The sequence below is a fragment of the Streptomyces cellostaticus genome (assembly GCF_001513965.1).
In the GTDB taxonomy this organism is placed as follows: domain Bacteria; phylum Actinomycetota; class Actinomycetes; order Streptomycetales; family Streptomycetaceae; genus Streptomyces; species Streptomyces cellostaticus.
The window spans coordinates 164,493-188,819 of record NZ_KQ948019.1 but is presented as its reverse complement, the minus strand read 5'-3'; the positions used below and the strand labels follow the sequence as shown (position 1 = coordinate 188,819).

23 protein-coding genes are annotated in these 24,327 nt (G+C 72.0%); 10 read left to right on the top strand and 13 right to left on the bottom strand.

The window, feature by feature from the left end:
• Window positions 1-8: 8 nt before the first annotated feature.
• Complete coding sequence (locus AQI88_RS12380; RefSeq protein WP_066996618.1) at window positions 9-1,202, bottom strand: argininosuccinate synthase; 1,194 nt, start codon at window positions 1,200-1,202, stop codon at window positions 9-11.
• A gap of 168 nt (window positions 1,203-1,370) precedes the next feature.
• On the opposite strand from AQI88_RS12380, the gene AQI88_RS12375 reads away from it, so the two are divergent.
• From AQI88_RS12375 to AQI88_RS12365, 3 genes are all read left to right on the top strand, one after another.
• Window positions 1,371-2,225, top strand: coding sequence for a hypothetical protein (locus tag AQI88_RS12375; RefSeq protein ID WP_208615768.1), 855 nt, complete (start codon window positions 1,371-1,373; stop codon window positions 2,223-2,225).
• Window positions 2,226-2,346: 121 nt separating this feature from the next.
• Window positions 2,347-2,934, top strand: a complete 588-nt coding sequence (locus tag AQI88_RS12370; protein WP_066996615.1) for a pyridoxamine 5'-phosphate oxidase family protein — start codon at window positions 2,347-2,349, stop codon at window positions 2,932-2,934.
• 3 nt (window positions 2,935-2,937) lie between these two features.
• The gene (locus tag AQI88_RS12365; RefSeq protein ID WP_066996612.1) at window positions 2,938-3,633 is read left to right on the top strand and encodes a L,D-transpeptidase family protein; all 696 of its coding nucleotides are present in this window, start codon (window positions 2,938-2,940) and stop codon (window positions 3,631-3,633) included.
• Here AQI88_RS12365 and AQI88_RS12360 read toward each other — a convergent pair.
• Both AQI88_RS12360 and AQI88_RS12355 read right to left on the bottom strand, forming a co-directional pair.
• The gene (locus AQI88_RS12360) at window positions 3,620-5,137 is read right to left on the bottom strand and encodes a HAMP domain-containing sensor histidine kinase (protein ID WP_066996609.1); all 1,518 of its coding nucleotides are present in this window, start codon (window positions 5,135-5,137) and stop codon (window positions 3,620-3,622) included. The genes AQI88_RS12365 and AQI88_RS12360 overlap by 14 nt on opposite strands.
• Window positions 5,138-5,142: 5 nt before the next feature.
• On the bottom strand, window positions 5,143-5,883 hold the full coding sequence (locus tag AQI88_RS12355) for a response regulator transcription factor (RefSeq protein WP_066997171.1): 741 nt from the start codon (window positions 5,881-5,883) through the stop codon (window positions 5,143-5,145).
• A 153-nt stretch (window positions 5,884-6,036) separates the two neighbouring features.
• Here AQI88_RS12355 and AQI88_RS12350 point away from each other — a divergent pair, with 153 nt between their 5' ends.
• The 7 genes from AQI88_RS12350 to AQI88_RS12320 all read left to right on the top strand — a co-directional run bounded on the left by AQI88_RS12350 (window position 6,037) and on the right by AQI88_RS12320 (window position 13,980).
• Window positions 6,037-7,389 carry a ferredoxin reductase family protein gene (locus AQI88_RS12350; protein ID WP_066996606.1) on the top strand — a complete coding sequence of 451 codons (1,353 nt, stop codon included), beginning with the start codon at window positions 6,037-6,039 and terminating at the stop codon, window positions 7,387-7,389.
• A 9-nt stretch (window positions 7,390-7,398) separates the two neighbouring features.
• Window positions 7,399-7,848 (top strand): FMN-binding protein, encoded by a 450-nt coding sequence (locus tag AQI88_RS12345; protein WP_066996603.1) that lies wholly within the window; start codon window positions 7,399-7,401, stop codon window positions 7,846-7,848.
• A 59-nt stretch (window positions 7,849-7,907) separates the two neighbouring features.
• Entirely contained in the window at window positions 7,908-9,290 is a 1,383-nt protein-coding gene (locus AQI88_RS12340) for a ferredoxin reductase family protein (protein ID WP_066996600.1), read from the top strand.
• Window positions 9,291-9,306: 16 nt separating this feature from the next.
• A complete protein-coding gene (locus tag AQI88_RS12335) occupies window positions 9,307-10,107 on the top strand; it encodes an FMN-binding protein (protein WP_208615767.1) in 801 nt (266 codons plus the stop codon).
• A gap of 55 nt (window positions 10,108-10,162) precedes the next feature.
• The gene (locus tag AQI88_RS12330) at window positions 10,163-10,903 is read left to right on the top strand and encodes an FAD:protein FMN transferase (protein ID WP_066996593.1); all 741 of its coding nucleotides are present in this window, start codon (window positions 10,163-10,165) and stop codon (window positions 10,901-10,903) included.
• 357 nt (window positions 10,904-11,260) lie between these two features.
• Window positions 11,261-13,096: an ABC transporter ATP-binding protein gene (locus tag AQI88_RS12325; RefSeq protein ID WP_066996590.1), complete on the top strand. Its 1,836-nt coding sequence runs from the start codon at window positions 11,261-11,263 to the stop codon at window positions 13,094-13,096.
• Window positions 13,093-13,980, top strand: a complete 888-nt coding sequence (locus AQI88_RS12320) for a serine/threonine-protein kinase (RefSeq protein WP_066996587.1) — start codon at window positions 13,093-13,095, stop codon at window positions 13,978-13,980. The genes AQI88_RS12325 and AQI88_RS12320 overlap by 4 nt, the downstream gene beginning before the upstream one ends.
• A gap of 19 nt (window positions 13,981-13,999) precedes the next feature.
• On the opposite strand, the gene AQI88_RS12315 is transcribed toward AQI88_RS12320, so the two are convergent.
• From AQI88_RS12315 to AQI88_RS12270, 10 genes are all read right to left on the bottom strand, one after another.
• Window positions 14,000-14,773, bottom strand: coding sequence for a hypothetical protein (locus AQI88_RS12315; protein ID WP_066996584.1), 774 nt, complete (start codon window positions 14,771-14,773; stop codon window positions 14,000-14,002).
• The gene (locus AQI88_RS12310; RefSeq protein ID WP_066996581.1) at window positions 14,763-15,350 is read right to left on the bottom strand and encodes an RNA polymerase sigma factor; all 588 of its coding nucleotides are present in this window, start codon (window positions 15,348-15,350) and stop codon (window positions 14,763-14,765) included. The genes AQI88_RS12315 and AQI88_RS12310 overlap by 11 nt, the downstream gene beginning before the upstream one ends.
• 97 nt (window positions 15,351-15,447) lie before the next feature.
• Window positions 15,448-15,993, bottom strand: a complete 546-nt coding sequence (locus tag AQI88_RS12305) for an arginine repressor (protein WP_066996579.1) — start codon at window positions 15,991-15,993, stop codon at window positions 15,448-15,450.
• Window positions 15,994-16,000: 7 nt separating this feature from the next.
• A complete protein-coding gene (locus tag AQI88_RS12300) occupies window positions 16,001-17,218 on the bottom strand; it encodes an acetylornithine transaminase (RefSeq protein ID WP_066996577.1) in 1,218 nt (405 codons plus the stop codon).
• Complete coding sequence (gene argB / locus AQI88_RS12295; protein WP_066996574.1) at window positions 17,215-18,123, bottom strand: acetylglutamate kinase; 909 nt, start codon at window positions 18,121-18,123, stop codon at window positions 17,215-17,217. The genes AQI88_RS12300 and argB overlap by 4 nt, the downstream gene beginning before the upstream one ends.
• The gene (gene argJ / locus AQI88_RS12290) at window positions 18,120-19,271 is read right to left on the bottom strand and encodes a bifunctional glutamate N-acetyltransferase/amino-acid acetyltransferase ArgJ (protein WP_066996571.1); all 1,152 of its coding nucleotides are present in this window, start codon (window positions 19,269-19,271) and stop codon (window positions 18,120-18,122) included. Before argJ ends, argB begins: the two co-directional genes overlap by 4 nt.
• The gene (gene argC, locus AQI88_RS12285) at window positions 19,268-20,296 is read right to left on the bottom strand and encodes an N-acetyl-gamma-glutamyl-phosphate reductase (RefSeq protein WP_066996568.1); all 1,029 of its coding nucleotides are present in this window, start codon (window positions 20,294-20,296) and stop codon (window positions 19,268-19,270) included. The genes argJ and argC overlap by 4 nt, the downstream gene beginning before the upstream one ends.
• An 82-nt stretch (window positions 20,297-20,378) precedes the next feature.
• Window positions 20,379-20,786 (bottom strand): GtrA family protein, encoded by a 408-nt coding sequence (locus AQI88_RS12280; RefSeq protein WP_066996565.1) that lies wholly within the window; start codon window positions 20,784-20,786, stop codon window positions 20,379-20,381.
• Window positions 20,786-21,736: a glycosyltransferase family 2 protein gene (locus AQI88_RS12275; protein ID WP_066996562.1), complete on the bottom strand. Its 951-nt coding sequence runs from the start codon at window positions 21,734-21,736 to the stop codon at window positions 20,786-20,788. The genes AQI88_RS12280 and AQI88_RS12275 overlap by 1 nt, the downstream gene beginning before the upstream one ends.
• Window positions 21,737-21,757: 21 nt before the next feature.
• Window positions 21,758-24,316: a YfhO family protein gene (locus AQI88_RS12270; protein ID WP_066996559.1), complete on the bottom strand. Its 2,559-nt coding sequence runs from the start codon at window positions 24,314-24,316 to the stop codon at window positions 21,758-21,760.
• Between the last annotated feature and the right edge of the window lie 11 nt (window positions 24,317-24,327).

Genomic DNA, 24,327 nt, shown 5'->3' with positions numbered 1-24,327 from the left:
TTGGCTGCTTATGCGAGGTCACGCTTGGCCGCGATCTTCGACGACAGGCTGTAGATGTCGATGAAGCCCTTGGCCGCCGCCTGGTCGAAGGTGTCGCCGGTGTCGTAGGTGGCGAGGTTGAAGTCGTACAGGGACGACTCGGAGCGCCGGCCGGTGACGACCGCGCGGCCGCCGTGCAGGGTCATCCGGATGTCGCCCGAGACGTGCTGGCTGGCCTCGTCGATGAAGCCCTCCAGGGCGCGCTTGAGCGGGGAGAACCACTGGCCGTCGTAGACCAGCTCGCCCCAGCGCTGCTCGACCTGCCGCTTGTAGCGGGCCAGCTCGCGCTCGACGGTGACGTTCTCCAGCTCCTGGTGGGCGGTGATCAGGGCGATCGCGCCCGGAGCCTCGTACACCTCGCGGGACTTGATGCCCACGAGCCGGTCCTCGACCATGTCGATCCGGCCGATGCCCTGGGCTCCGGCGCGCTCGTTGAGCTGCTGGATGGCCTGCAGGACGGTGACGGGCTTGCCGTCGATCGCGACCGGGACGCCCTCCTTGAAGGTGATGATCACCTCGTCGGCATCGCGGGCCACGGCCGGGTTCTGCGTGTACTCGTAGATGTCCTCGATCGGCGCGTTCCAGATGTCCTCCAGGAAGCCCGTCTCGACCGCGCGTCCGAAGACGTTCTGGTCGATGGAGTACGGGGACTTCTTGGTGGTGGCGATCGGGAGCTGCTTCTCCTCGCAGAAAGCGATCGCCTTGTCCCGGGTCATCGCGTAGTCGCGGACCGGGGCGATGCACTTGAGGTCGGGGGCGAGGGCGACGATGCCGGCCTCGAAGCGGACCTGGTCGTTGCCCTTGCCGGTGCAGCCGTGGGCGACGGTCGTGGCGCCGTGCTTCTGGGCGGCGGCGACCAGGTGCTTGACGATCGTCGGCCGGGAGAGGGCGGAGACCAGCGGGTAGCGGTCCATGTAGAGGGCGTTGGCCTTGATCGCCGGGAGGCAGTACTCGTCGGCGAACTCGTCCTTGGCGTCCGCGACCTCGGCCTCGACGGCGCCGCAGGCGAGGGCGCGCTTGCGGATGACGTCCAGGTCCTCGCCGCCCTGGCCGACGTCCACCGCAACGGCGATGACCTCGGCGCCCGTCTCCTCGGCGATCCAGCCGATGGCGACGGAGGTGTCCAGACCGCCCGAGTAGGCGAGTACGACGCGCTCGGTCACGGGTTTCTCCTCACACTGCATTCACTGACATGCATGAGTATGCAGAGCTCTGCATGATTCGTCAATTCTCGGGTCGCTTGAACAACGGCAACCGCTTTCCCGTACTCCCCACCGAACGCTGGCGCCGCGTTGATCACAACCCACTCCTGACCCAAGTGAGGCAGTCGCATGTCCAGGGCACTTCCGAAGTACAACAAGCGTCGCGTGGCGATCATCGGCGGCGCTGCCGCCGTGGTGCTCTCCGGCGCGGTGATCGCCGGTTCCGCCCTCGCCGGGACGCCCGCCAAGAGCAACGGCGCCACCGACGCCCGCACCCTCGCGAGCCCCGGCACCATCACCTGCCCCGACGTGAAGTCGCAGCTGCCCGCGATTCCGGCCTCCGCCCAGGCCGAGGTGGACCGCAACCTCACCCTCCTCCAGACCCAGATCCAGGAGGCCAACACACGGCTGAGGAACACCGTGGGCCAGGGCGGACCCAACTTCGTGCAGAACGCGATCCTCGGCCCCCTCAAGGACAAGCGCGTCTCCACCATCGACCGCATCGCCCTCTCCATCGGCCGCAAGGGGACCAAGCCGACCGGGCTGGACGCGCTGGCGCCGTGCGCCCTGAACGCGGGCGGGGCCGCAGGTGCGAACGCAGGCGGCGGCAAGGCGTCCGCCCCTGCCGCTCCGGGCACCGGGGCGAACCAGCAGTCGGGCGGCGGCACGGCGGCCGGCAGCAGCAGCGCGGCGGGCACGATCACCTGCCCGGACGTGGCCTCCAGGCTGCCGGCCGTCCCGGCCTCCGCGAAGGCCGAGGTGGACCGCAACCTCGCCCTCCTCCAGACCCAGATCCAGGAGGCCAACACACGGCTGGCGAACACCGTGGGCCAGGGCGGGCCGAACTTCGTCAACAACGCGATCCTCGGCCCGCTGAAGGACAAGCGGGTCTCCACCATCGACCGCATCGCCCTCTCCATCGGCCGCAAGGGGACCAAGCCGACCGGGCTGGACGCGCTGGCCGCCTGCACGCTCACCAAGTGAGCTGACAGGCAGCCGTGGCCGCCCCGAGGAAGCGCCGGCCGGGGCGGCCGCGATGGATCCGGCCGAGCAGTTCCGGAAATTCGTTAGACACGCGAACGACTTCCGTCGATCATCGTCAGACATGGGAAAGACCTATGAGCGCATAGACGGCAGGCTCCGGACGTTCATCGAGGAGCAGCCCCTCTTCTTCACGGCGACCGCGCCGCTCTCCGGCGACGGCACCGTCAACCTCTCCCCCAAGGGCCTCAAGGGCTCCTTCGCCGTGCTCGACGAACGCACCGTGGCGTACCTCGACTTCGCCGGGTCCAACGCCGAGACCGTCGCGCACCTGCGGGAGAACGGCCGGATCACCCTCATGTGGTGCGCCTTCCAGGGTCCGCCGAACATCGTGCGGGTGCACGGCCGGGGCGAGCCGGTCTTCCGGGACGACCCGCGCTTCAAGGAGCTGCTCCCCCACTTCCCGGGCATCGACCCGAGCCTGCACGGGCTGCGCGCGATCATCGTCGTCCACGCCGAACTGGTGCGGGACACCTGCGGCTACGCGGTCCCCTACATGGCCTACGAGGAGGACCGTGACCTGCATGGAAAGCGCTTCGCACGCGAGGACGACGCCTCGCTGAGCGCGTACTTCACGAAGAAGGAGCACATCGCGACCAGCCTGGACGGACTACCCGGGCTGCCACTGCCGCTGCCGCCGTCTACCGTCTGAGCCATGCGCCCCGGTGCCGTCGTCGCCCTCGCGTCCGCGTCCGTCTGCCTCCTCGGTGCCACGCCCGGCTGCGGGCCGGCGCCGTTGCCCGCGCGGATGGCGGACACCGGGGGCGGTACCCAGCTGATCACCGCCGAGGCGCCGGGCACCGACGCGACGTCGGGCACGGTCACCTGGTGGGACCTGCGGGACGGGCAGTGGGTGCGGGCCGGGTCCGCACCGGCGCGGTTCGGCGCGAAGGGGCTGGTGGAGGGGGGTGCGCGCGAGCAGGGGACGAACACGACGCCGACCGGGCTGTACGACCTGCCGTTCGGGTTCGGGATCAAGCCGGCGCCGGGGGGTACGCGGGTCGAGTACCGGACGGTGAAGGAGAGCTCGTGGTGGTGCGAGGACGTCGACTCCGCCGCGTACAACCGCTGGGCGGATCCTCTTCCGGCCGACTGCCGCGCCTCGGAGTCCGAGCAGCTGAGCTCCTACCGGACGCAGTACGCGTACGGGCTGGTCATCGGGTTCAACTACGACCGGCCGGTGCGGGGGCGGGGGGCCGGGATCTTTCTGCACGTCAACGGGAAGGCGGCCACGGCCGGTTGCGTCTCCGTCCCCGAGGATGCGACGCAGCGGATCCTGAAGTGGGCCGGCCCCGGCGCGCATATCGCGATCGGCACCACGGACGGCGCCACGGCCATCACTCGCTACTGACCTCGCCCAGGGGCAGCCGTACGGTGAACGTCGTCGCCCCCGGCCTGCTCTCCAGCACCACCCTCCCCTCATGCGCCTCCACCACCGCCACCACGATCGACAGGCCCAGCCCCGCCCCGCTGCCGGAGGCATCCGGGCGGCGGCGGTGTTCTGCCCGGGTGAAGCGTTCGAAGGCGGCCGGCTGGACCTCCTCGGGGATGCCGGGGCCGTCGTCGTGGACCGACAGGCGGGCCGAGCCGACCTCGGTCTCCAGGGTCACCGTCACCTTTGTGCCCACGGGTGTGTGCAGACGGGCGTTGGCCAGCAGGTTGGCCAGTGCCTGGTGGAGGCGGTGGGTGTCGCCCGGTACCGTCACTGGTTCCTCGGGGAGGTCCAGGGTCCAGCGGTGGCCGGGGCCCGCGGCCCTCGCGTCCGTCACCGCGTCCAGGACCAGGCGGGTCAGGTCGACCGGGCCGCGCTCCAGGGGGCGGCCCGCGTCGAGGCGGGCCAGCAGGAGCAGGTCGTCGACCATCTCGCCCATGCGGGAGGACTCGGCGGCGATGCGCTCCAGGGCGCGGGTCACCTCCGGTGGCACCGGACCGGGGTGCAGCAAGGCCAGCTCGGCGTGGCCGCGGACCGAGGCGACCGGGGTGCGCAGTTCGTGGCTGGCGTCGGCGGCGAAGCGGCGCAGCCGCTCCTCACTGGCGTGGCGTTTGGTCAGGGCGTCCTCGACGTGGCCCAGCATGCGGTTGAAGGCGGCCGCCACCCGGCCGACCTCGCTGCGGGAGTCGGGGTCCGGGGCCCGGGGCGGCAGGGTCACCTCGCCGCTGGCCAGGGGGAGTTCGCTGACCCGGGTGGCGGTGGCGGCGACCCTGCTGAGCGGACGCAGCGACCAGCGGACCCAGCAGGCCCCGGCCACGCCGGTGACGACGAGGGCCAGGCCGAAGACGATGGCGGCCACCAGTTCCAGGCGGTGGACCGTGGCCTGGACGGGCTCCAGCGGCAGGCCGACGATCAGGACGTCCTTGTCCCGGCCCGCGGTGGCGACGACCCGGTAGTCGTCCAGGGCGGAGAGTTCGACGGTGTGGGGTCTGCCGTCCACCGGGACCCCGGCCAGCCGCTTCTGGTCCGTTGCCGTCAGGCCGACGTTCAGATCGGCGGACGGGTCGCCGGAGCGGATGAGGCCCTTGTTGGTGACCGCGCCGTCCAGCAGGCGGGCGCCGAAGGTGCCGGTGGCCATCCGGCGGGTGTCGCCGTGCTCGTCGCCGATGGGGGTCCCCCCGGTCGAGTCCTTTCGAGACTGGGGGAGGTCGTCGGGCACCAGGCCGTTGTGCTCCAGGCTCTGCGGGAACCGGGTGCCGACCTGGGCGAGCTGTTCGTCCAGGCGCTGGGTGAGGAAGCCGTCCAGTCCGACGACCGCGGCGAGTCCCACTGCGGCGCAGCTCAGCGCGAGCAGGATCACCAGGCCGACGGTCAGGCGGGCGCGCAGGGTGCGGGGCCGAGGCAGGCGTCGTACGGACCTCATGAACCTCACCTGGGCACCGGCTTCAGGACGTAGCCCGCTCCGCGCACCGTGTGGATCATGGGCTCGCGGCCCGCGTCCACCTTCTTGCGCAGGTAGGAGATGTACAGCTCGACCACATGGGCCCGGCCGCCGAAGTCGTACGACCACACCCGGTCGAGGATCTGCGCCTTGCTCAGCACCCGGCGCGGATTGCGCATCAGGAAGCGGAGGAGTTCGAACTCGGTCGGCGAGAGTTCGATCAGCTCGCCGGCCCGGGTCACCTCGCGGGCCTCCTCGTCCATGACCAGGTCGCCCACGGTCAGCCGCGGCCCCTCCTCCAGCTGGCGGGCCATGCCCGCGCGGCGCAGCAGTCCGCGCAGCCGGGCGACGACCTCCTCCAGGCTGAAGGGCTTGGTGACGTAGTCGTCGCCGCCTGCCGTGATGCCGGCGATGCGGTCCTCGACCGCGTCCCGGGCGGTGAGGAAGAGCACGCAGACGTCCGGCTTCACCTCGTGCAGCCGGCGCAGCACGGCGAAGCCGTCGGTGTCCGGGAGCATCACGTCCAGGACGACGGCGTCGGGCAGCAGCTCGCGGGCGGCGGTGACCGCCGAGGCGCCGTCGCCGGCCGCGCGCACCTCCCAGCCCTCGTAGCGCAGGGCGCCGGTGAGCACCTCCGCGAGGTCGGGGTCGTCGTCGACGACGAGGACGCGCAGCGCAGTGCCGTCGGGGCGGGTGAGGGCCGGGCGGCCGGAGCGGGTGGTGTTCATCGCGTCTACCAGCATCGCTCGTGCGGCGGGGGGCCGGCCGCCCGGGCACCTCTGAGTTTCCTCTGAGTCGGCTGAATGCGGCGGCCGCTCAGAGGTCCCTCAGAGCTTCGGCACGCACAGTGGCCCGGCACGACGAACGAAGGGACGACTCTCATGACCACCGTGGACGAGCGGCTCGCGGCCCCGCCCGGGTCGCCGGCCGTGCGCCGCTCCCCAGCGGGGCTCGTACTGGCCGTGCTGTGGACGGGGGCGGCGGCCGTGGTCGCGCTCTGGTGGGCGGACACGGGGACGGTGGTCGGTACGGCGGGCTGGCTGACCGGGGCCGGGCGGATCGCCGGGCTGCTGTGCGGGTACGCCTGCGCGGTGCTGGTCGGCCTGATGGCGCGGGTGCCACTGCTGGAGGTGCGGATCGGCTCGGACCGGGTGGCGCGCTGGCACGCGATGGCCGGCCGGTACACGATCTGCCTGCTGATCGCACACATCGTGCTGATCCTGGCCGGGTACGCCGTCCAGGACCGGGCCTCGCTGTGGCACGAGGCGGTCACCGTCGTCCTGGACTATCCGGAGATGCTCAAGGCCACCGCCGGCACGGTGATCCTCTTCGCGGTCGGCGTCACCTCGGCGCGGGCCGTGCGCCGCCGGACCGGCTACGAGTTCTGGTACTACGTCCATCTCCTCACGTACGCGGCCGTCTTCATCGCCTTCGGGCACCAGGTGGCCCTCGGCGACGAGTTCAACGGCAAGCCGGCGGCCACCGCCGCCTGGTACGCGCTGTACCTCGGGGCGGCGGCCCTGGTGCTGTGGTTCCGCGTCCTCGCCCCGGTCCGGCTCAACCGCCGGCACCGGCTGCGCGTGGAGTCGGTGCACAAGGAGGCGCCGGGCGTGTACTCGGTCGTCGTACGCGGGCGGCACCTGGACGAACTGGGTGCGCGGCCGGGGCAGTTCTTCCGCTGGCGGTTCCTCGGCGAGGGCATGGGCTGGACGTCGACGCCGTACTCCCTGTCGGCGCCGCCGCGCCCGGACCTGCTGCGGATCACCGTCAAGGCGCTCGGCGACCACAGTGCGGCCGTCCCGCTGCTGCGGCCGGGCACCCGGGTGTGGGCGGAGGGCCCGTACGGCTCCCTGACCGCCGACCGGGCCACCGGGCAGCGGTCCCTGCTGATCGCGGCGGGTGTCGGCATCACCCCGCTGCGCGCGCTGTTCGAGACGCTGCCCGGCGAGGTCACCCTGCTCTACCGGGCGCGCTGTGCCGAGGACCTGGCGCTGGGCGGTGAGCTGGAGGCGATCGCCAGGTGGCGGGGCGCGCAGGTGCGGTACGCGCTCAACGGGCCGCGCGGGGAGCGCCCCGGCATCACGGCCCAGTCGCTGAGCGCGACCTTCCCGGGCCTGGCCGGGCACGACGTCTACCTCTGCGGCCCGCACGGCTTCGCCCAGGACGTGTACGGGGCGCTGCGGGCGGCCGGGGTGCCGGGGTGCCGTATCCACCACGAGTCGTTCGAGCTGTGAGGCCTACCCGTGCACGCGTTGAAGAAGAACCGTCCCCTGCGCCGCATCGTGCTGGCGAGTGCCGCGACCGTCTCCGGCATGGTGCTGCTGCTGTCGCTCAAGCCGCACACGAGCCCCACGGTGGCGACGGCGAGCACCAAGTCGCCCGTTTCGTCGAGCAGTTCGGGTGCGCCGGGAACCGGCACCAGGACCGTCACCGGCGACACCGTGCAGACCCGGTGGGGACCGGTCCGGGTGCGGGTGACGATCAAGAGCGGCAGACTCACGGACCTGACGGCCGTCAGCTACCCACAGGACAACCCGCGCGACCAGGAGATCAACGGCTACGCCCTCCCCCAGCTGCGGCGCGAGGCGCTGGCGGCGCAGAGCGCGCAGATCGACACGGTCTCGGGAGCCACGTACACCAGTGACGGTTACCGCCGGTCACTCCAGTCCGCACTGGACTCGGCGGGCCTCTGAACACTCAGCGCATGCGGCACGTATCTGTGGGCCAAGGGTCAAGTCCCCCCGGAGGAACCGTGACCACCACGCTCGCAGGCGGACGTGCCGCCCGCCGCCAGACGATGCGCCGCATCCGCCCGCGCCGCTCCCCGGCCGTACCGCTGCTGCTCGCGGTCTGGGCGGGCGCGGTGGCCGTGCTGTGGCTCTGGTGGCACAACACCCCGTCCATCGCCGACGACAACGGCAAGATCCTGAACGCGGGCCGGATCACCGGCCTGCTGGCCGGCTACCTGATGGCGCTGGTCGTGCTCCAGATGGCGCGCGTACCGGCGCTGGAACGGCGCGTCGGCTCCGACCGGGTGGCCCGCTGGCACGCTATGAGCGGCCGGTACACCCTGTGTCTGATCCTCGCTCACGTCTTCCTCACCATGTGGGGGTACGCGCTCCAGGCCGGCAAGTCGCTCGGCGACATCGTCCAGCAGACCATCGACTCCATCAACCAGCTGCCGGACATGGGCAAGGCCGCCATCGGCATGGCCCTGTTCGTGCTCATCGGGCTGACGTCCGTCGGCCCGGTCCGCCGCCGGCTGCCGTACGACACCTGGTACCACGTCCACCTGCTCACGTACGCGGCGGTGTTCCTGACGTTCTGGCACCAGATCACCACCGGCAACGACTTCGCGGTCGAGCCCACCGCCAAGACCTTCTGGTACGTGCTGTACGGCTCGGTCACCGCGCTGGTGCTCTGGTACCGGATCCTCACCCCGATCCGGCTGAACCTCCGTCACCGCATGCGGGTGGAAGCGGTGATCGAGGAGACGCCGGGCATCGTGTCGGTGCTGATCGGCGGGCGGAGGCTGCACCGGATGGGCGCGGAGGCGGGTCAGTTCTTCCGCTGGCGGTTCCTCGCCCCCGGGATGCGGTTCAGCTCGCACCCGTACTCGCTGTCGGCGGCGCCCCGCCCCGACATGCTGCGGATCACGGTCAAGGCGATCGGCGACCACAGCGCCCGGCTGCGCGAGCTGACGCCCGGCACCCGGGTGTGGGCGGAGGGACCGTACGGCGCGCTCACCGCCCAGCGGCGCAGCAAGGGCAAGGTGCTGCTGGTCGCGGGCGGGGTCGGCATCACGCCGATGCGGGCCCTGTTCGAGACGCTGCCCGGGGCGTCCGGTGACATCACCCTGCTCTACCGGGCCAACACCACCCAGGACCTGGCGCTGTGGGACGAGCTGGCCGCGATCGCCAAGGAGCGGGGCGCCCGGCTGATGTACGCGGTCAACAGCCCCGAGGGCGAGCGGCCGGACATCTCCGCGGAGAACCTCCAGCGGAAGATCCCGGACATCGATCACCACGATGTCTTCATGTGCGGCCCGCCCGGGTTCGCGCAGTCGGTGTACGAGGCACTGCGCGGCGCGGGGGTCCCTGCGCGCCGTATCCACCACGAGTCGTTCGAGATGTGAGCGGGAGCTGTAAGCGATGAGGAAGAGCCACCCCATGCGGCGTGTCGTGCTGGCCACGGCCGCCACCGTGTCCGGTGTCGTGCTGCTGCTGTCGCTCAAGCCCGCGTCGGATCCGGCCGCCGCCTCGGCGGCGGGCGCGGCCCCGCAGCAGACCGCGGCGGGGCAGGAATCGCCGCAGGGCGGTCAGCAGAGCGGTGCGCAGTCCGCGGGGGCGGCGGCCGGGACGGTGACCGGTGACGCGACCCAGACCCAGTACGGGACCGTCCAGGTACGGCTGACCGTCGCGAACGGCAAGGTCACCAAGGCGGAGGCGGTGCAGGCACCCAAGGGCGGCCTCAGCGACCAGAAGACCGCCCTCGCCGTGCCCAGGCTCAACCAGGAGGCCGTCGCGGCGCAGAGTGCGCAGATCGACGCGGTGTCCGGGGCGACGTACACGAGCACGGGGTACAAGAAGTCGCTCCAGTCGGCGCTGGACAAGGTGAAGGCGTCGTCGGGCTCCTCCTCCGGTTCGTCCTCGGGCTCCTCGGGCTCGGCCCAGGCCCAGGCCCGTACCGTCACCGGCAAGGCCGTCCAGACCCAGTACGGCACGGTCCAGGTCAGGATCACGGTCGGCAACGGCAAGATCAGCAAGGCCGAGGCGGTGCAGGCGCCCAAGGGCGGCCTCAGCGACCAGAAGACCGCGCTCGCCGTGCCCAGGCTCAACCAGGAGGCGGTGGCGGCCGGGACCGCGAACATCGACGCGGTCTCCGGAGCCACCTACACCAGCACCGGCTACAAGCAGTCGCTGCAGTCGGCGCTGGACCAGGCCGGTGGCTGACGCGGTGGCCGAGCCGGCTGAAGCTCCCGCCGCGGTGCGTCATGCGGAGGAGGTCATGGGGACCGTCTTCTCCTTCGACGTCCGCGGCGGGGAACCCCGTGCGGTACGCGAGGCCCTTCAGGATGCGGTCGCGGGCCTGCACCGGGCCGACGCGCTCTTCTCCACCTACCGCGAGGACAGCGAGGTCTCGCGGCTGGCCCGGGGCGAGCTGCCCGTGGCGCGGTGCGCTCCCGAGGTGGCCGAGGTGCTGGAGCTGGCGGCCGAGGCGGAGCGGGTGAGCGAGGGGTGGTTCAGCACCCGCTACCGGGGGTCACTGGACCCGACCGGGATCGTGAAGGGCTGGTCCGCCGAGCGGGCGGCGCGGCTGCTGGCGGCGGTGGACGGGGTGTGCGGGGTCAGTGTGAACGGGGGCGGGGACGTCCAGCTGCTGGGCGCGCCGGAGCCGCAGCGGCCGTGGCGGGTGGGGGTGGCCGATCCCCTGCGCCCGGGCGGGCTGGCGGCGGTGATCTCGACGGCCGGGGTGGACGAACTGTCGGTGGCCACCTCCGGTACGGCCGAGCGCGGAGCGCACATCGTGGATCCCCGTACGGGCAGGCCGGCGGTGACGGACCTGGTGGCGGTGACGGTGGTCGGGCCGCGGCTGACCTGGGTGGACTGCTGGGCCACGGCGGCGTTCGCGATGGGGTCGCGGGCGGGGCTGGCCTGGCTGGAGTCGCTGCCGGACGTCGAGGGACTGCTGATCACCGCGGGCGACGAGGTGCGGTGCACCGGGGGGCTGGCCGCGCGACTGGGTTAATTAGGGCATTCTTCCACCTTTAACCTGTAATATCATCTTTACCTTGGATTGCCATCCAAGCCCCGCCCTGAGCCGTATCCCCTGTGAAGCAAGTTCCAGGAGGAACGACATGGCCATCTTCAGCAGTCTCATGCCGGCCAAACGCCGGGACCACGGCGACAGCACGTCGAACCGCGACACTTCACGGCACGGGCACCGTCACGACCACGGTGACCGCCACGACCACGGCGACCGCCACGATCACGGCGACCACGGCGACCGCCACGGCCACAACGGCTACTGATCTCATCCGAGGGCTGAGCGGACCGGAGACGGGAGGACCCGGTCCGCTTCGCCGATCCCCGAGGAACGCATGCCATGGCGCATGTCCTGCGGCGTCTGCTGTCGGTGGGCGAGGCCTCCGACGCCGTGGTAGCGGCTGCGCCTCCGGTGGCGCCCAGCGCGGTGTTCCGGCGGTTCTGGCCGTACACCCGCGGCGGCCGGCGCTGGCTCGTGCCCGTCGTCTTCTTCAGCCTGGTCGGTCCCGCCGTCGACGCCGCGGAGATCTGGCTCTTCAAGATCGTCGTGGACGATGTGCTCGTGCCCCGGGATCTGCGGCCGTTCCTGTGGATCGCGCCGGCCTATCTGGGGCTCGTCCTGTGCTCCGGCATCCTGGGGTTCGCCGACGACGTGACGTCCACCTGGGTCAGCGAACGCTTCCTGCTGTCTCTGCGCGCCGATGTGTTCCGGCACGTCCAGGGGCTCTCGCTCGGCTTCTTCGAACGCCGGCGGCTCGGGGACGTGCTCTCCCGGGTCACGGGCGATGTCGACGCGGTCGAGACGTTCCTGCTCTCCGGAGTGGCGGACGCCCTCTACTACGTGATCCGGCTGGGCGTCTTCCTCGGCCTGCTGTTCTACCTGCGGTGGGACCTGACCCTGCTCGCCCTCGCCATCGTGCCGCTGTTCTGGGGTGCCGGCCGGCACTTCTCGCGGCTGATCAAGGAGGCGTCACGGGAGCGCAGGCGGCTCAGCGGCTCGATCAGCGCGATAGCGGAGGAGTCGCTGGGCAACGTCCTCCTCGTGCAGGCGTACAACCGGCAGCGGTGGGAGGAGCGCCGGTTCGAGCGGGAGAGCGCCGGCCGGTTCCGGGCGGCGATGGCCTCGGCGCGGATCCGTGCCGTCTACGGACCCGTCGTCGAGATCATCGAGGTGACCGGCGGCCTCGCGGTCATGGGCCTGGGCACCTGGAAGCTGGCCCAGGGGCAGCTCACCCTGGGCGGGCTGCTGGTCTTCGTGGCGCTGATCGGCAAGCTCTACAGCCCGGTCCGCGGCCTGTCCCGGCTCGGCACCACCTTCTACGCGGCGTCCGCCTCGGCCGAACGGATCATCGAGTTGCTGGACCAGCGCCCGCAGGTGACCGAGGCCCCGGGTGCCCGGCGGATCGGCCGGACGCGGGGTGACGTGGAGTTCGACGGCGTCTGGTTCCGCTATCCCGGCAGCTCGGCCTCGGCGCTGTCGGACGTGTCCTTCCACGTGGCACCCGGCGAGACGCTGGCGCTGGTCGGGGCCAGCGGGGCCGGCAAGTCGACGGTGGCGAAGCTCCAGCTGCGCTTCTACGACCCCGACCGGGGAGCGATCCGCCTCGACGGGAACGACCTGCGCACCCTGCGCCTCGCGGACGTCCGGGAGAACGTCGCGGTGGTGCTCCAGGAGACGCTCGTCTTCCACGGCACCGTGCGGGAGAACATCGCCTACGGCCGGCCGGAGGCGACCGAGGCCGACATCGTCGCGGCGGCGCGCGCCGCGGACGCCCACGAGTTCATCGCGTCGCTCCCGGAGGGCTACGACACGATGGTCGGCCAGCGCGGCCGGACCCTCTCCGGCGGGCAGTGCCAGCGCCTGGCGATCGCGCGCGCGATGATCAGGGACGCACCGGTGCTGCTGCTGGACGAGCCGACCACCGGGCTCGACGTCCGGTCGGGCCGGCGGATCATGGACCCGCTGCGCCGGCTCATGGCCGGGCGGACGACCGTCGTGATCTCCCACAACCTGCTGACCGTCCGGGACGCCACGCGCATCGTGGTGCTCGACGGCGGCCGGGTGGTGGAGGACGGCACCCACGACGACCTGCTCCGGCGCGCCGGGACATACGCCCGGCTGCACCGGCTGCACGCCATGACCGGGTCCGCGCCGGAGGGGAAGATCCTTTCGTGAGCGACTCCGCCCTGCCTCCCCTCGCACCGGGCACGAGCCCCCTCCCGGGCTACGAGGTGCTGGCGCATCTGACGCGCACCGGCTGGCTCGACCTCTACGACGCCTGGAGCAAGGAGCGGGCCTGCCGTTGCGTGATCAAGGCGGTGCGCCCCGACCGCCGGGGCGAGCAGCGGCTGCGCGAGCGACTGCTGCGCGAGGGCCGGTGGCTGCGTGACTTCACCCATCCCCATCTGGTCCGTGCCTACGAGACCGTCGAGTCACCCGAGCCGCTCGTCGTCCTGGAGACCCTGACCGGTGAGACGCTCTCCCACCTCCTGGACCGGCTGCGGCGCCGGCCGGCCGCCGCCGACGTGGCGCTGCTCGGGGTGCAGTTGTGTTCCGCGGTCCACTACCTCCACGGTCAGGGCCTGCTGCACCTGGACCTGAAGCCGTCCAACGTGGTGGTGGACTGCGGTCATGCGAAGGTGCTGGACCTGAGCGTGGCGCGGCCGCCCGGGCCCGCGCCCGCGGGAGTGGGCACGTTCTGCTATCTCGCTCCGGAGCAGGCACGCGGCGGACCGCTCACGGCCGCGGCCGACGTGTGGGGCATCGGCATCACCTTGTTCGAGACCGCCTGCGGCGGCCTGCCGTTCGAGGGGGCCGAGAGCGGGGACGACGAGCCCTGCGACGGGACGGGGCGGGACGACGACGGTGCCGGTGCCGGTGGCCCGGCCGAGCGGTATCCGCAGCTGGAGCGGAGCGCCCCGCCCGTCACGTCCCGGCGGCGGCTGCCGCCTGCACTCGCCGCTGCCGTCGACGGCTGTCTCCGGGCCGATGCATCGTCCCGGCCCACGGTCGCCGAACTGGCCGCCGCCCTGGAGGCGACGCTGCCCTCCCGGGCCTGAGGCCCGCCGGGTGCCGGGGTCACTGCACCCGGGTCACGACCTGGCCCGTCTGCAGACGGGCACTGGCGAGGACGGTGCCGTCGGAGGACACGATGCGGGCGCCGGAGACCGCCGCAGGATCGACGGCGGTCGACGCGCCCCAGTCGCCGTGTCCGTCGCGCAGGTGGAAGGCGCCGACGCGCACCGTCGTGCCGTCGGAGTGTTCGAGCAGGCAGGTGACCTTGCCGCTGTACGGGGTGCCGGGGCCGGCGAGAGCGACGGCCATGAAGACCCAGCCGGGGGTGCCGGGGTGGGCGTAGACCTCGCCGACGGGCTGCCCGCCGTCGCCGGCCGAGGTCATGTCGCCGACCAGCATGGGCTCGCTCTCCACGGCGGCCGGGGGCGACGCCGTGACCTCCTGGACGGCGGTGCCGATCGCCCAGCCGGCGAAGCCGAAGGCGATCGCGAGCGCGGAGGCGAGGGCCGCGATCCGCAGCCGGGCCCGGCGGGCGCGGCCACGCAGGCCCTGGTGCGCGAGGCCGGACGCGCGGGCGTTCGGGCGCCGCTCGTGCGCCGCCGCGTCCTGGGCCAGCCTGCGGGCCACCCGGGTCTCGAACCCCACCGGCGGCTCGCCGTCCGGCAGCAGCCCGATCAACCGGTCGCCGACGAGGGTCAGTTGCTCGACGTGCTCCCGGCAGTCGGCGCACCGGTCCAGATGCGCGACCGCCGCGGCGCGCTCACGTCCGGGCAGCACGCCCAGCGCGAGCTCGGCGCCGATCTCGCGCAGCTTCTCGCAGTTCACGTCACTGGACATGGTCGCCTCGGTTCGGAGACGCGAGTGTCATCCGCAGTTTTGCCATCGCTGTCCTGATCCGCGTCTTGGCGGTGCCCAGCGGGATGTTCTCCGAATCGGCGACCTGCTGGGCCGTCATGCCGTAGATGCCGGCCATCACCAGGGCACGGGCCTGTTCCCGCGGCAGCCGCGCCAGTGCGGCCCGGAGCTGGGAGGAGGCCTCGTCGGCCAGCGCCCACTGCTCGGGGGTCTCGGTGACGACGCCGACCAGGCCGTCGAGGTCCTCGGGTGCCACCGGCTCCGTCCGCCGCGCGCGGACGGCGTCGATGGCGAGGTTGTGCGCGATGGTCGTGAGCCAGGTCGTGACCGACCCGCGGCGCGAGTCGTAGATCTGCGCATGACGCCACGCACGCTCGAATGTCTGCTGGGCGATGTCCTCGGCGAGCTGCGGGTCCCCGGTGACGGCCATGGCGACCCCGAAGACCCTGTGCTGGAACCTCCTGACGAAGGTGACGGCGAGTTCCGGATCACCGGTGGCCAGCCCGGACAACAGTGCCTCGTCCGGGAGGCGGCCCACAGGAGACCGGAAACCCGACACACCTCTGTATACGGTCGGCCGCCGCCAGGAGATTGCCCGCCCGACGCGGAAGATCACATTCCCATTCTGCGCCGCCGGGCCGGGCCGTGCATGCGGGTCAGTGCCCGTTCTGCGCCAGCCGCAGCAGATGGTCCGCCAGCGCCTGTCCCCCGGTCGGCTCCCGGCTGATCAGCAGCAGGGTGTCGTCACCGGCGATGGTCCCCAGGATGTCGTGCAGTTCGGCCTGGTCGATGGCCGAGGCGAGGAACTGGGCCGCACCCGGCGGGGTGCGCAGGACCACGAGGTTGGCGGAGGCCTCCGCGGAGATCAGCAGCTCCTGGGACAGGCGCCGCATCCGCTCCTCCTTCGCCGACCCGCCCAGCGGAGCACGGGGCGTGCGGAAACCGCCCTCGCTCGGCACCGCGTAGATCAGGTCGCCGTCGGTGTTGCGGATCTTCACCGCGTTCAGCTCGTCGAGGTCCCGGGAGAGCGTCGCCTGTGTGACGCTCAGCCCGTCGTCGGCGAGCAGCTTCGCCAGCTGGCTCTGCGACCGCACCGGCTGCCGGTTGAGGATGTCCACGATCCGGCCGTGCCGTGCGGTGCGGGTCTGCGGCACGGCGGGCCCGGCGCCCGCCGCCTGCTCGTGTTCCTGCGCCTGGCTCATCGTCGTCTCATTCTCCGGATCGTCCGTCCCCATTCACTGGGTTCGCTGCCGCGAGGATGCCGGGCAGCGCCTGGAGGAAGGCGCCTGCCTCGTCGTCGCGGAGGTTGAGCGGCGGCATGAGCCGTACGACGTCGGGAGCGGGCGCGTTCACCAGGAACCCGGCCTCCTGGGCCGCCTGCTGCACCTGCGGTGCGAGCGGCCCGGTGAGCACGATACCCAGCAGGAGGCCCGCACCCCGGACAAAGTCGATCAACGGGTGGTTCAGCGCCTCGATTCCGTCCCGCAGCCGCTCGCTCTGCCGCTTGACGTTCTCCAGCAGCCCGTCGTCCGCGATGGTGTCGAGGACGGCGAGTCCGGCCGCGCAGGCGACCGGGTTTCCGCCGAAGGTCGTGCCGTGCTGGCCGGGCTGGAGCAGCTCGGCGGCCCGCCCGAAGGCCACGGTGGCGCCGAGCGGCAGCCCGCCGCCCAGTCCCTTGGCGAGCGTGACGACATCGGGCAGGACGCCTTCGTGGGCCTGGTACTCGAACCAGTTCCCGGTGCGGCCGACCCCGGTCTGCACCTCGTCCAGCACCAGCAGGGCGCCCGTGGCCGCGGTGATCGCCCGGGCCGCCTTGAGGTAGCCGGCCGGGGGCACCACGACCCCGTTCTCGCCCTGGATCGGCTCGATGATGACGAGCGCCGTCTCCTCCGTCACGGCTGCGGCCAGCGCCTGTGCGTCGCCGTACGGGACGTGGGTGACCTCGCCGGGCAGCGGCAGGAAGGGCGCCTGCTTGCCGGGCTGGCCGGTGAGGGCGAGGGCGCCCATGGTCCGGCCGTGGAAACCGCCCTGGGTGGCGACCATGTGGGTGCGGCCGGTCAGCCGGCCGATCTTGAACGCGCCCTCGTTGGCCTCGGCGCCGGAGTTGCAGAAGTAGACCTTGCCGTCGCGGCCGAAGAGCTGGAGCAGCCGTTCGGCGAGAGCGACGGGCGGCTCGGCGATGAACAGGTTGGAGACATGGCCGAGGGAGGCGATCTGCTCGCTGACGGCCTGGACGACGGCCGGGTGGGCGTGGCCGAGGGCGTTGACCGCGATACCGCCGACGAAGTCGAGGTACTCCTTGCCGTCGGCGTCCCACAGCCGGGCACCCGCACCGCGCACGAGCGGCAGCCGCGGAGTGCCGTAGTTGTTCATGAGCGCACCCTGCCAGCGCCCGGTCAGCTCTGCGTTGGTCGCGGTCCCCGTCATGACTGCTCCCCCTCGGCTTCGTCGGGCACGACCATGGTGCCGATGCCCTCGTCGGTGAAGATCTCCAGCAGGATCGAGTGCTGCACCCGGCCGTCGATGACGCGGGCTGTCTGCACGCCGCCCCGCACGGCGTGCAGACAGCCCTCCATCTTCGGCACCATGCCGGCGGACAGCTCCGGCAGCAGCTTCTCCAGCTGGGATGCGGTGAGGCGGCTGATCACCTCGTCGGAGTTCGGCCAGTCCTCGTAGAGGCCCTCGACGTCCGTGAGGACCATGAGGGTTTCGGCGCCCAGTGCAGCAGCGAGTGCCGCAGCCGCCGTATCAGCATTGACGTTGTAGACATGTCCGTCGTCCTGGGATCGGGCGATCGAGGAGACGACCGGGATGCGGCCGTCGGCGAGCAGGGCCTCGATCGCGCCCGTGTCGATCTCGGTGATCTCGCCGACCCGCCCGATGTCGACCGGCTCGCCGTCGATCTCGGGCTGGTGCTTGGTGGCGGTGATGGTGTGGGCGTCCTCGCCGGTGAGGCCGACGGCGAGCGGTCCGTGCTGGTTGAGCAGCCCGACCAGCTCGCGCTGCACCTGTCCGGCCAGCACCATGCGTACGACGTCCATGGCGTCCTCGGTGGTGACGCGCAGGCCCGCCTTGAACTCGCTGACGATGCCGTGCCGGTCGAGGGCGGCGCTGATCTGCGGGCCGCCGCCGTGCACCACGACCGGCCTGAGACCGGCATGCCGCAGGAAGACGACGTCCTGGGCGAAGGCGGCCTTCAGCTCCTCGTTCACCATGGCGTTGCCGCCGAACTTGATGACGACGATCTTGCCGTGGTGCCGGGTCAGCCAGGGCAGCGCCTCGATGAGGATCTGGGCCTTGGGGAGTGCCGTGTGTTTCCGGGTCGTGGTCATGAGGAGTAGGCGCTGTTCTCGTGGACGTAGTCGGCGGTGAGGTCGTTGGTCCAGATGGTGGCGGTCTCTGCGCCGGCGGCGAGGTCGGCGACGATGTGCACCTCGCGGTAGCGCATGTCGACCAGCTCGCGGTCCTCGCCGACGGAGCCGTTCTTGCAGACCCAGACGCCGTTGATGGCGACATTGAGCTGGTCCGGCTCGAAGGCGGCCCGCGTGGTGCCGATCGCGGACAGGACGCGGCCCCAGTTGGGGTCCTCGCCGTGCAGGGCGCACTTGAGGAGGTTGTTACGGGCGATGGAGCGGCCCACCTCGACGGCGTCGTCCTCGGTCGCGGCGTTGATCACCTCGACCTTGATGTCCTTGCTGGCGCCCTCGGCGTCGCCGATGAGCTGCCGGCCGAGGTCGTCGCAGACCTGCCGTACGGCCTCGGCGAACTCCTCGTACTGCGGGGTGGTGCCGGAGGAGCCGGAGGCGAGCAGCAGCACCGTGTCGTTGGTGGACATGCAGCCGTCGGAGTCGACGCGGTCGAAGGTCGTGTGCGTCGCCGCGCGGAGCGCCCGGTCCAGGACGTCGCTCTCCAGAGCCGCATCCGTGGTGAGGACGACCAGCATGGTGGCGAGGCCGGGGGCGAGCATGCCGGCGCCCTTGGCCATGCCGCCGACGGTCCAGCCGTCCTTGGTCACCACGGACGTCTTGTGCACGGTGTCGGTGGTCTTGATGGCGATGGCGGCCTTCTCGCCGCCATGCTCGCTCAAGGAAGCCGCGGCGGTCTCGACTCCCGGCAGCAGCTTGTCCATAGGGAGCAGGACGCCGATGAGGCCGGTGGAGCAGACGGCGATCTCGATGGCGCCCCGGCCGAGGACCTCGGCGGCCTTCTCCGCGGTGGCGTGGGTGTCCTGGAAGCCCTGGGGGCCGGTACAGGCGTTGGCGCCGCCGGAGTTGAGGACGACGGCCGAGACCTGGCCGCTCTTGAGGACCTGCTCGGACCACAGCACCGGAGCGGCCTTCACACGGTTGGAGGTGAAGACGCCCGCGGCGGCACGGCGCGGCCCGTTGTTGACCACGAGGGCCAGGTCGGGGTTGCCGTTCTCCTTGATCCCGGCGGCGATGCCCGCCGCCGCGAATCCCTTGGCTGCCGTGACGCTCACGGTGCGACTCCGATCGTGGAAAGTCCGGTGGTCTCGTCGAGACCCAGGGCGATGTTCATGCTCTGGACGGCACCGCCCGCGGTGCCCTTGGTCAGGTTGTCGATGGCGCTGATCGCGATGATGCGGCCCACGGCTGCGTCGTACGCGACCTGCACCTGAACGGCGTTGGAACCATGGACGGACGCGGTGGCGGGCCACTGCCCCTCGGGGAGCAGGTGCACGAACGGTTCGTCGGCGTAGGCCTTCTCGTAGGCGGCCCGCAGCGACTCGCCGGTGACCCCGTCCCGGGCGGCGGCGCTGCACGTGGCGAGGATGCCGCGGGGCATCGGCGCGAGGGTCGGCGTGAAGGAGACCGAGATCCGCTCCCCGGCCACCCCGCTGAGGTTCTGGATCATCTCGGGGGTGTGCCGGTGGCCGCCGCCGACGCCGTACGGCGACATGGAGCCCATGACCTCGCTGCCGAGCAGGTGGGGCTTGGGCGCCTTGCCCGCGCCGGAGGTGCCGGACGCGGCGACGATCACCGCCTCGGGCTCGGCGAGCCGGGCCGCGTAGGCCGGGTACAGGGCGAGGGAGACGGCGGTGGGGTAGCAACCGGGCACCGCGATGCGCTTGGACCCCTCCAGCGCGCCGCGGGCGCCCGGAAGTTCGGGGAGGCCGTAAGGCCAGGTGCCGGCGTGCGCGGAGCCGTAGAACCGCTCCCAGTCGGCCGGGTCCTTCAGCCGGAAGTCGGCGCCCATGTCGACCACGAGGACGTCCGGGCCGAGCTGCTCGGCGACGGCGGCGGACTGCCCGTGCGGCAGCGCCAGGAAGACGACGTCATGCCCGGCGAGCGCCTCGGCGGTGGTCTCGGCCAGCACGCGGTCGGCCAGCGGCAGCAGATGCGGCTGGAGCGCACCGAGCCGCTGGCCGGCGTTGGAGTTTCCGGTCAGGGCGCCGATCTCGACCTCGGGGTGTGCGAGGAGCAGGCGCAGAACCTCTCCGCCCGCGTATCCGCTCGCTCCGGCCACCGCCGCACGTACTGCCATGTCCACCCTCCTCTAGATGGCATGACTATACGTATCGCTGCACTTTTATGCAATCGCATGCGGGGGCCGGTACCCGCACCGCTCATCGGTGCGTCACGGCCTGCGGGGCGTCGGCCGTCACGCCGGCCGGGCGGGGCAGCATGATCCGGCGGGAGAGGACGAAGGTCACCGGGATCGCCGCCGCGGAGGCGAGGAGGGGGGCGAAGCGGCTGCCCGCGTGCAGGACGTCGACGATCACGTACACCCCCGCGGTGGTGATCAGGAAATTGGTGACGTTCGTCAGCGGGAACAGCAGGAACTTCCGCCAGGTCGGCCGCGTCCGGTAGGTGAACCGCGCATTCAGGAAGAAGGATCCGATCATGCTGAGCAGGAATGCCAGAATATGTGCGCCCAGATACGGCAGCCAGGTGAGCAACAGCAGATAGAGGCCGTAGTACGTCGCCGTATTGACGGCACCGACCACGGCGAAGGTGGCGATCTGTCTCGACATCAAGGGATAAGGTCTTTCGTCCGTTCCACGTTGGTCGCCTTCACCAGGAAGTGCGGACGCCCCTTCACCTCGTAGTAGATGCGGCCGGTGTACTCCCCGATGACTCCCAGCATGACCATCTGGACGCCCGCCAGGGCCGTGACAGCGGTGATGATGGTCACATACCCCGGCGTCTGCACTCCGTGGACGAGCGCGGCGCCCACGATCCAGGCGGTGTACAGCCCCGCGCACAGCAGCAGGCCCATGCCGAGCCAGAGGGCGGCGCGCAGCGGCCGGTTGTTGAAGGACAGCAGGCCGTCCAGGCCGTAGTTGAGCAGGCTGCGGAACGACCAGGAGCTGTGGCCGGCCTCGCGCGTCGCGTTCTCGTACTCGAAGGTGGTGCTCGGGAAGCCGACCCAGGCGAACAGGCCCTTGGAGAAGCGGTTGTACTCCGTGAGGTTCACGATCGCGTCCACCACGCGGCGCGAGAGCAGACGGAAGTCGCCCACGCCGTCGACCAGTTCGACATCGACCAAGCGGTTGATGAGCCGGTAGTACAGGCGGGCGGTGAGGGTGCGGGTGAGGCGGTCGCCGGTGCGGGTGCGCCTGGCGATGACCTGGTCGTAGCCCTGGTCGCGCAGCTCCACCATCCGCTTGATCAGCTCCGGCGGGTGCTGAAGGTCGGCGTCCATGACGACGACCGAGTCGCCCGAGGCGTGCCGCAGGCCCGCGAGCAGGGCCGCCTCCTTGCCGAAGTTGCGGCTGAAGGAGACGTAGCGCACCCGTGAGTCGCGGTCGGCGAGGTGCCTGAGGACGGCGAGGGTGCGGTCGCGGCTGCCGTCGTCGACGTACACGAACTCCATGTCGTGGCCGAGCGGCAGCAGTTCGTCCGAGATCTTCTGGACCTCCTCGTGGAAGCGTTCGAGGACGTCTTCTTCGTTGTAGCAGGGCGCGACGATCGATATCAGCATGGCGATCCCCCCAGGGGCGCGTCAGAGGGCAGTGGTCACGCGCTCGCGCGCTGGTGTGGTCGTGGACGGTGCCGAGGCACGTCGGCGGCGGACGGCGCCGAGGGTGCCGAGCAGGGCGAGCGTGAGAAGCGAAACGCCCCCGACGGCCGTGCCCAGCCGCAGGCCGGGTGGGTGGAAGGTGCAGGTCAGCGAGGTCGGGTGGGCGTTGAGGGGGACGGCGATCAGCCCGTGGTACTCCCCCGCGGGCCGCTCCGGGGCGCCGTCCGTCGCGCACCGCCAGCCGGCGATCCGGGGCGCGGCGACGACGGCGGTCCCCTTGCTGCCGGCGGGCAGTTCGGCCCGGAGGGTGCCGTCGGAGACGGTGACGTGGGTGGCGCCGGTGGCCGTGAGGTGAGCGGCCGCGGTCCGCAGGCGTGCGGTGTCCAGGCAGCCGACCGCGCCGCCCGGGATGCGGCCGGGGCGGTCCGGGGACAGCGCGATGCGCAGCCGCCCGGATGCCGCGGCCGGGCCGAGGGGCGCCATGGCAGCGCGGTTGCGCGGGTACGCGAACCGGAAGCGCGCGGTGGTATCGGCACCGTCGAGCCGGGCGGTGCCCGAGAAGTCCGGGGCCCACAGGTATACCTGGCTCCCGGCCGGGCAGCGGGCCGTGACCGTCGGCCGGGTGACGGCGTTCCGGGAGCCGACCCGACCGCCCCGCACCGGCTTTCCGGTGTCGTCGTGCACGGCGACGCGGGGCACGGTGTAGACGCGGCTGCCGAGCAGCATTTCCTGGTTGCGGTACGGCGAGGGCCCGAAGGCGGCCCGGTCGGGCGCGGTCCGTACGGTCACCAGGGGCGGCACGTCCTGCCGGGACACGGTCACCGGACCGCCGGCCCGGGTCACGTGCTTCTGGTGCGGATCCGGCGGGGAGTGCACCCGGGCGCCGACGGAGAAGATGACGTCGGTGACGGCGTTGTCGAGGCTCTGCACGCTGCGGCCGCGCGAGGTCGAGCCGCCGCCGAGCGCGGTGAGCGTACGGCTGAGGACGTCGGAGGTCAGGCTGCTGTAGTACTGGGCGCCCTGGCCGCCCACCAGCATCGGGTCGTTGCCGACGGTCTGCTCGCGTCCGGGGTCGGTGCGGTACCGGGGCCAGCCGTCGGCCTCGGCGATCGCCGCCGCCTGCCGCTGCTGCCGCTCGCCCCAGGGCGCGTAGTCGTCCAGGTGCGCCAGGCGCAGCCGGGTGGCCACGGCGGAGGTGGCGGCCGTCTCGCCGAGCTGCGCTGCGAGGAGGAGTACGACGGCCAGGCCGGCCAGCCGGGTGCGCCGGCCGGCGTCGGCGCGGCCCAGCAGCGCGAGTCCGCCGAGCGCGCCCGCGGTGGCGAGCAGCAGCACCGGCCAGGTAGAGAGCCGCACCAGGTCGCTGCGGCTCGCCACGAGGGTAAGCAGGGCAAGGAGCCCGGCCGCCGCCGCGAGCGCGCGCCGGTCGGGCGGGCCGTACGACAGCGAGTGCCAGGCGGCGATCACCAGCAGCCCGCACAGCACGAACGTCTGGCGGTAGGAACTGCCCTGCGGGGTGGCGAAGGCGTGCCAGACCAGGTGGGTGGGCGCCCACTGCAGGGACAGGGTCACCGCGAGGACGAGGAGCGTCCAGCCGGTGCGCACCCGGGCGGGGACCGCGCGGTGGAACGGCAGGGCGAGGGCAAGCAGCAGGGCCGTGATGCCCACGTAGACGGCCGGGGAGCCGAAGCCGTACGTCGTCGGCAGCAGCCGGGCCAGCAGGTCCTCGCTCGCCACCGGGGCGAACTGGCGGACGCGGCCCGGGTAGGCGTGCCTGGTGCCGAAGTAGACGACCGTCACCAGCGGGGCGGCCAGACCCATGCCGAGGGCGACGGTGAGCGCGGCACGGCCGGCCGCCGCGCGTGCCCGCCGACGGGGCAGGTCCGCCAGCAGCAGCCGGAGCAGCAGGACCAGGCCGGCGCCCAGGGTGGCCATGTAGGCGGTGTAGAAGTTGGCGGTCCAGGCGAGGGCCACGACCAGGACGCCGAGGTGGCGGCGGCGTCCGGCGAGGGCCCATTCGCCGACCAGACAGAGCAGGGGCAGGGCGATGAGGCCGTCCAGCCACATCGGGTTGTAGGAGGCGTCGGCCACGCTCCAGCCGCACAGGGCGTAGGAGGCGCCGAGCAGACCTGCGGCCCACCAGCGCCCGGGCCGCAGGGTGAGCAGCAGCCAGGCCATGGCGGCCGCGGCAAAGGCGGTCTTCAGGACGGTGATCACATACACCGCGAGGTCGATCTCGTCCCGTGGGAAGACGGCCACGAGCAGCGCGAACGGGCTGCCGAGGTAGGTGCCGAGGTCGGGCAGGAAGCTGGAGCCGTAGCCGGACTGCCAGTTGACGAGGAGGCCGCCGTCGGTCCTGCCGTGCAGCAGGTCCCACAGGTGGGCGTGGAAGGGGACGTACTGATTGCCCAGGTCGTTGACGCTGCGGGTGCGGGGGCCGAAGGGGTAGCTGCGGGCGAGGGTGTCGGCGGCGCAGAACGCCGTGATCGTGACGGCCGCGGCGAGCAGGGCGGCGGCCCGCCTCGGCTGGGATATCGCTTTCACACCCTGTTCCT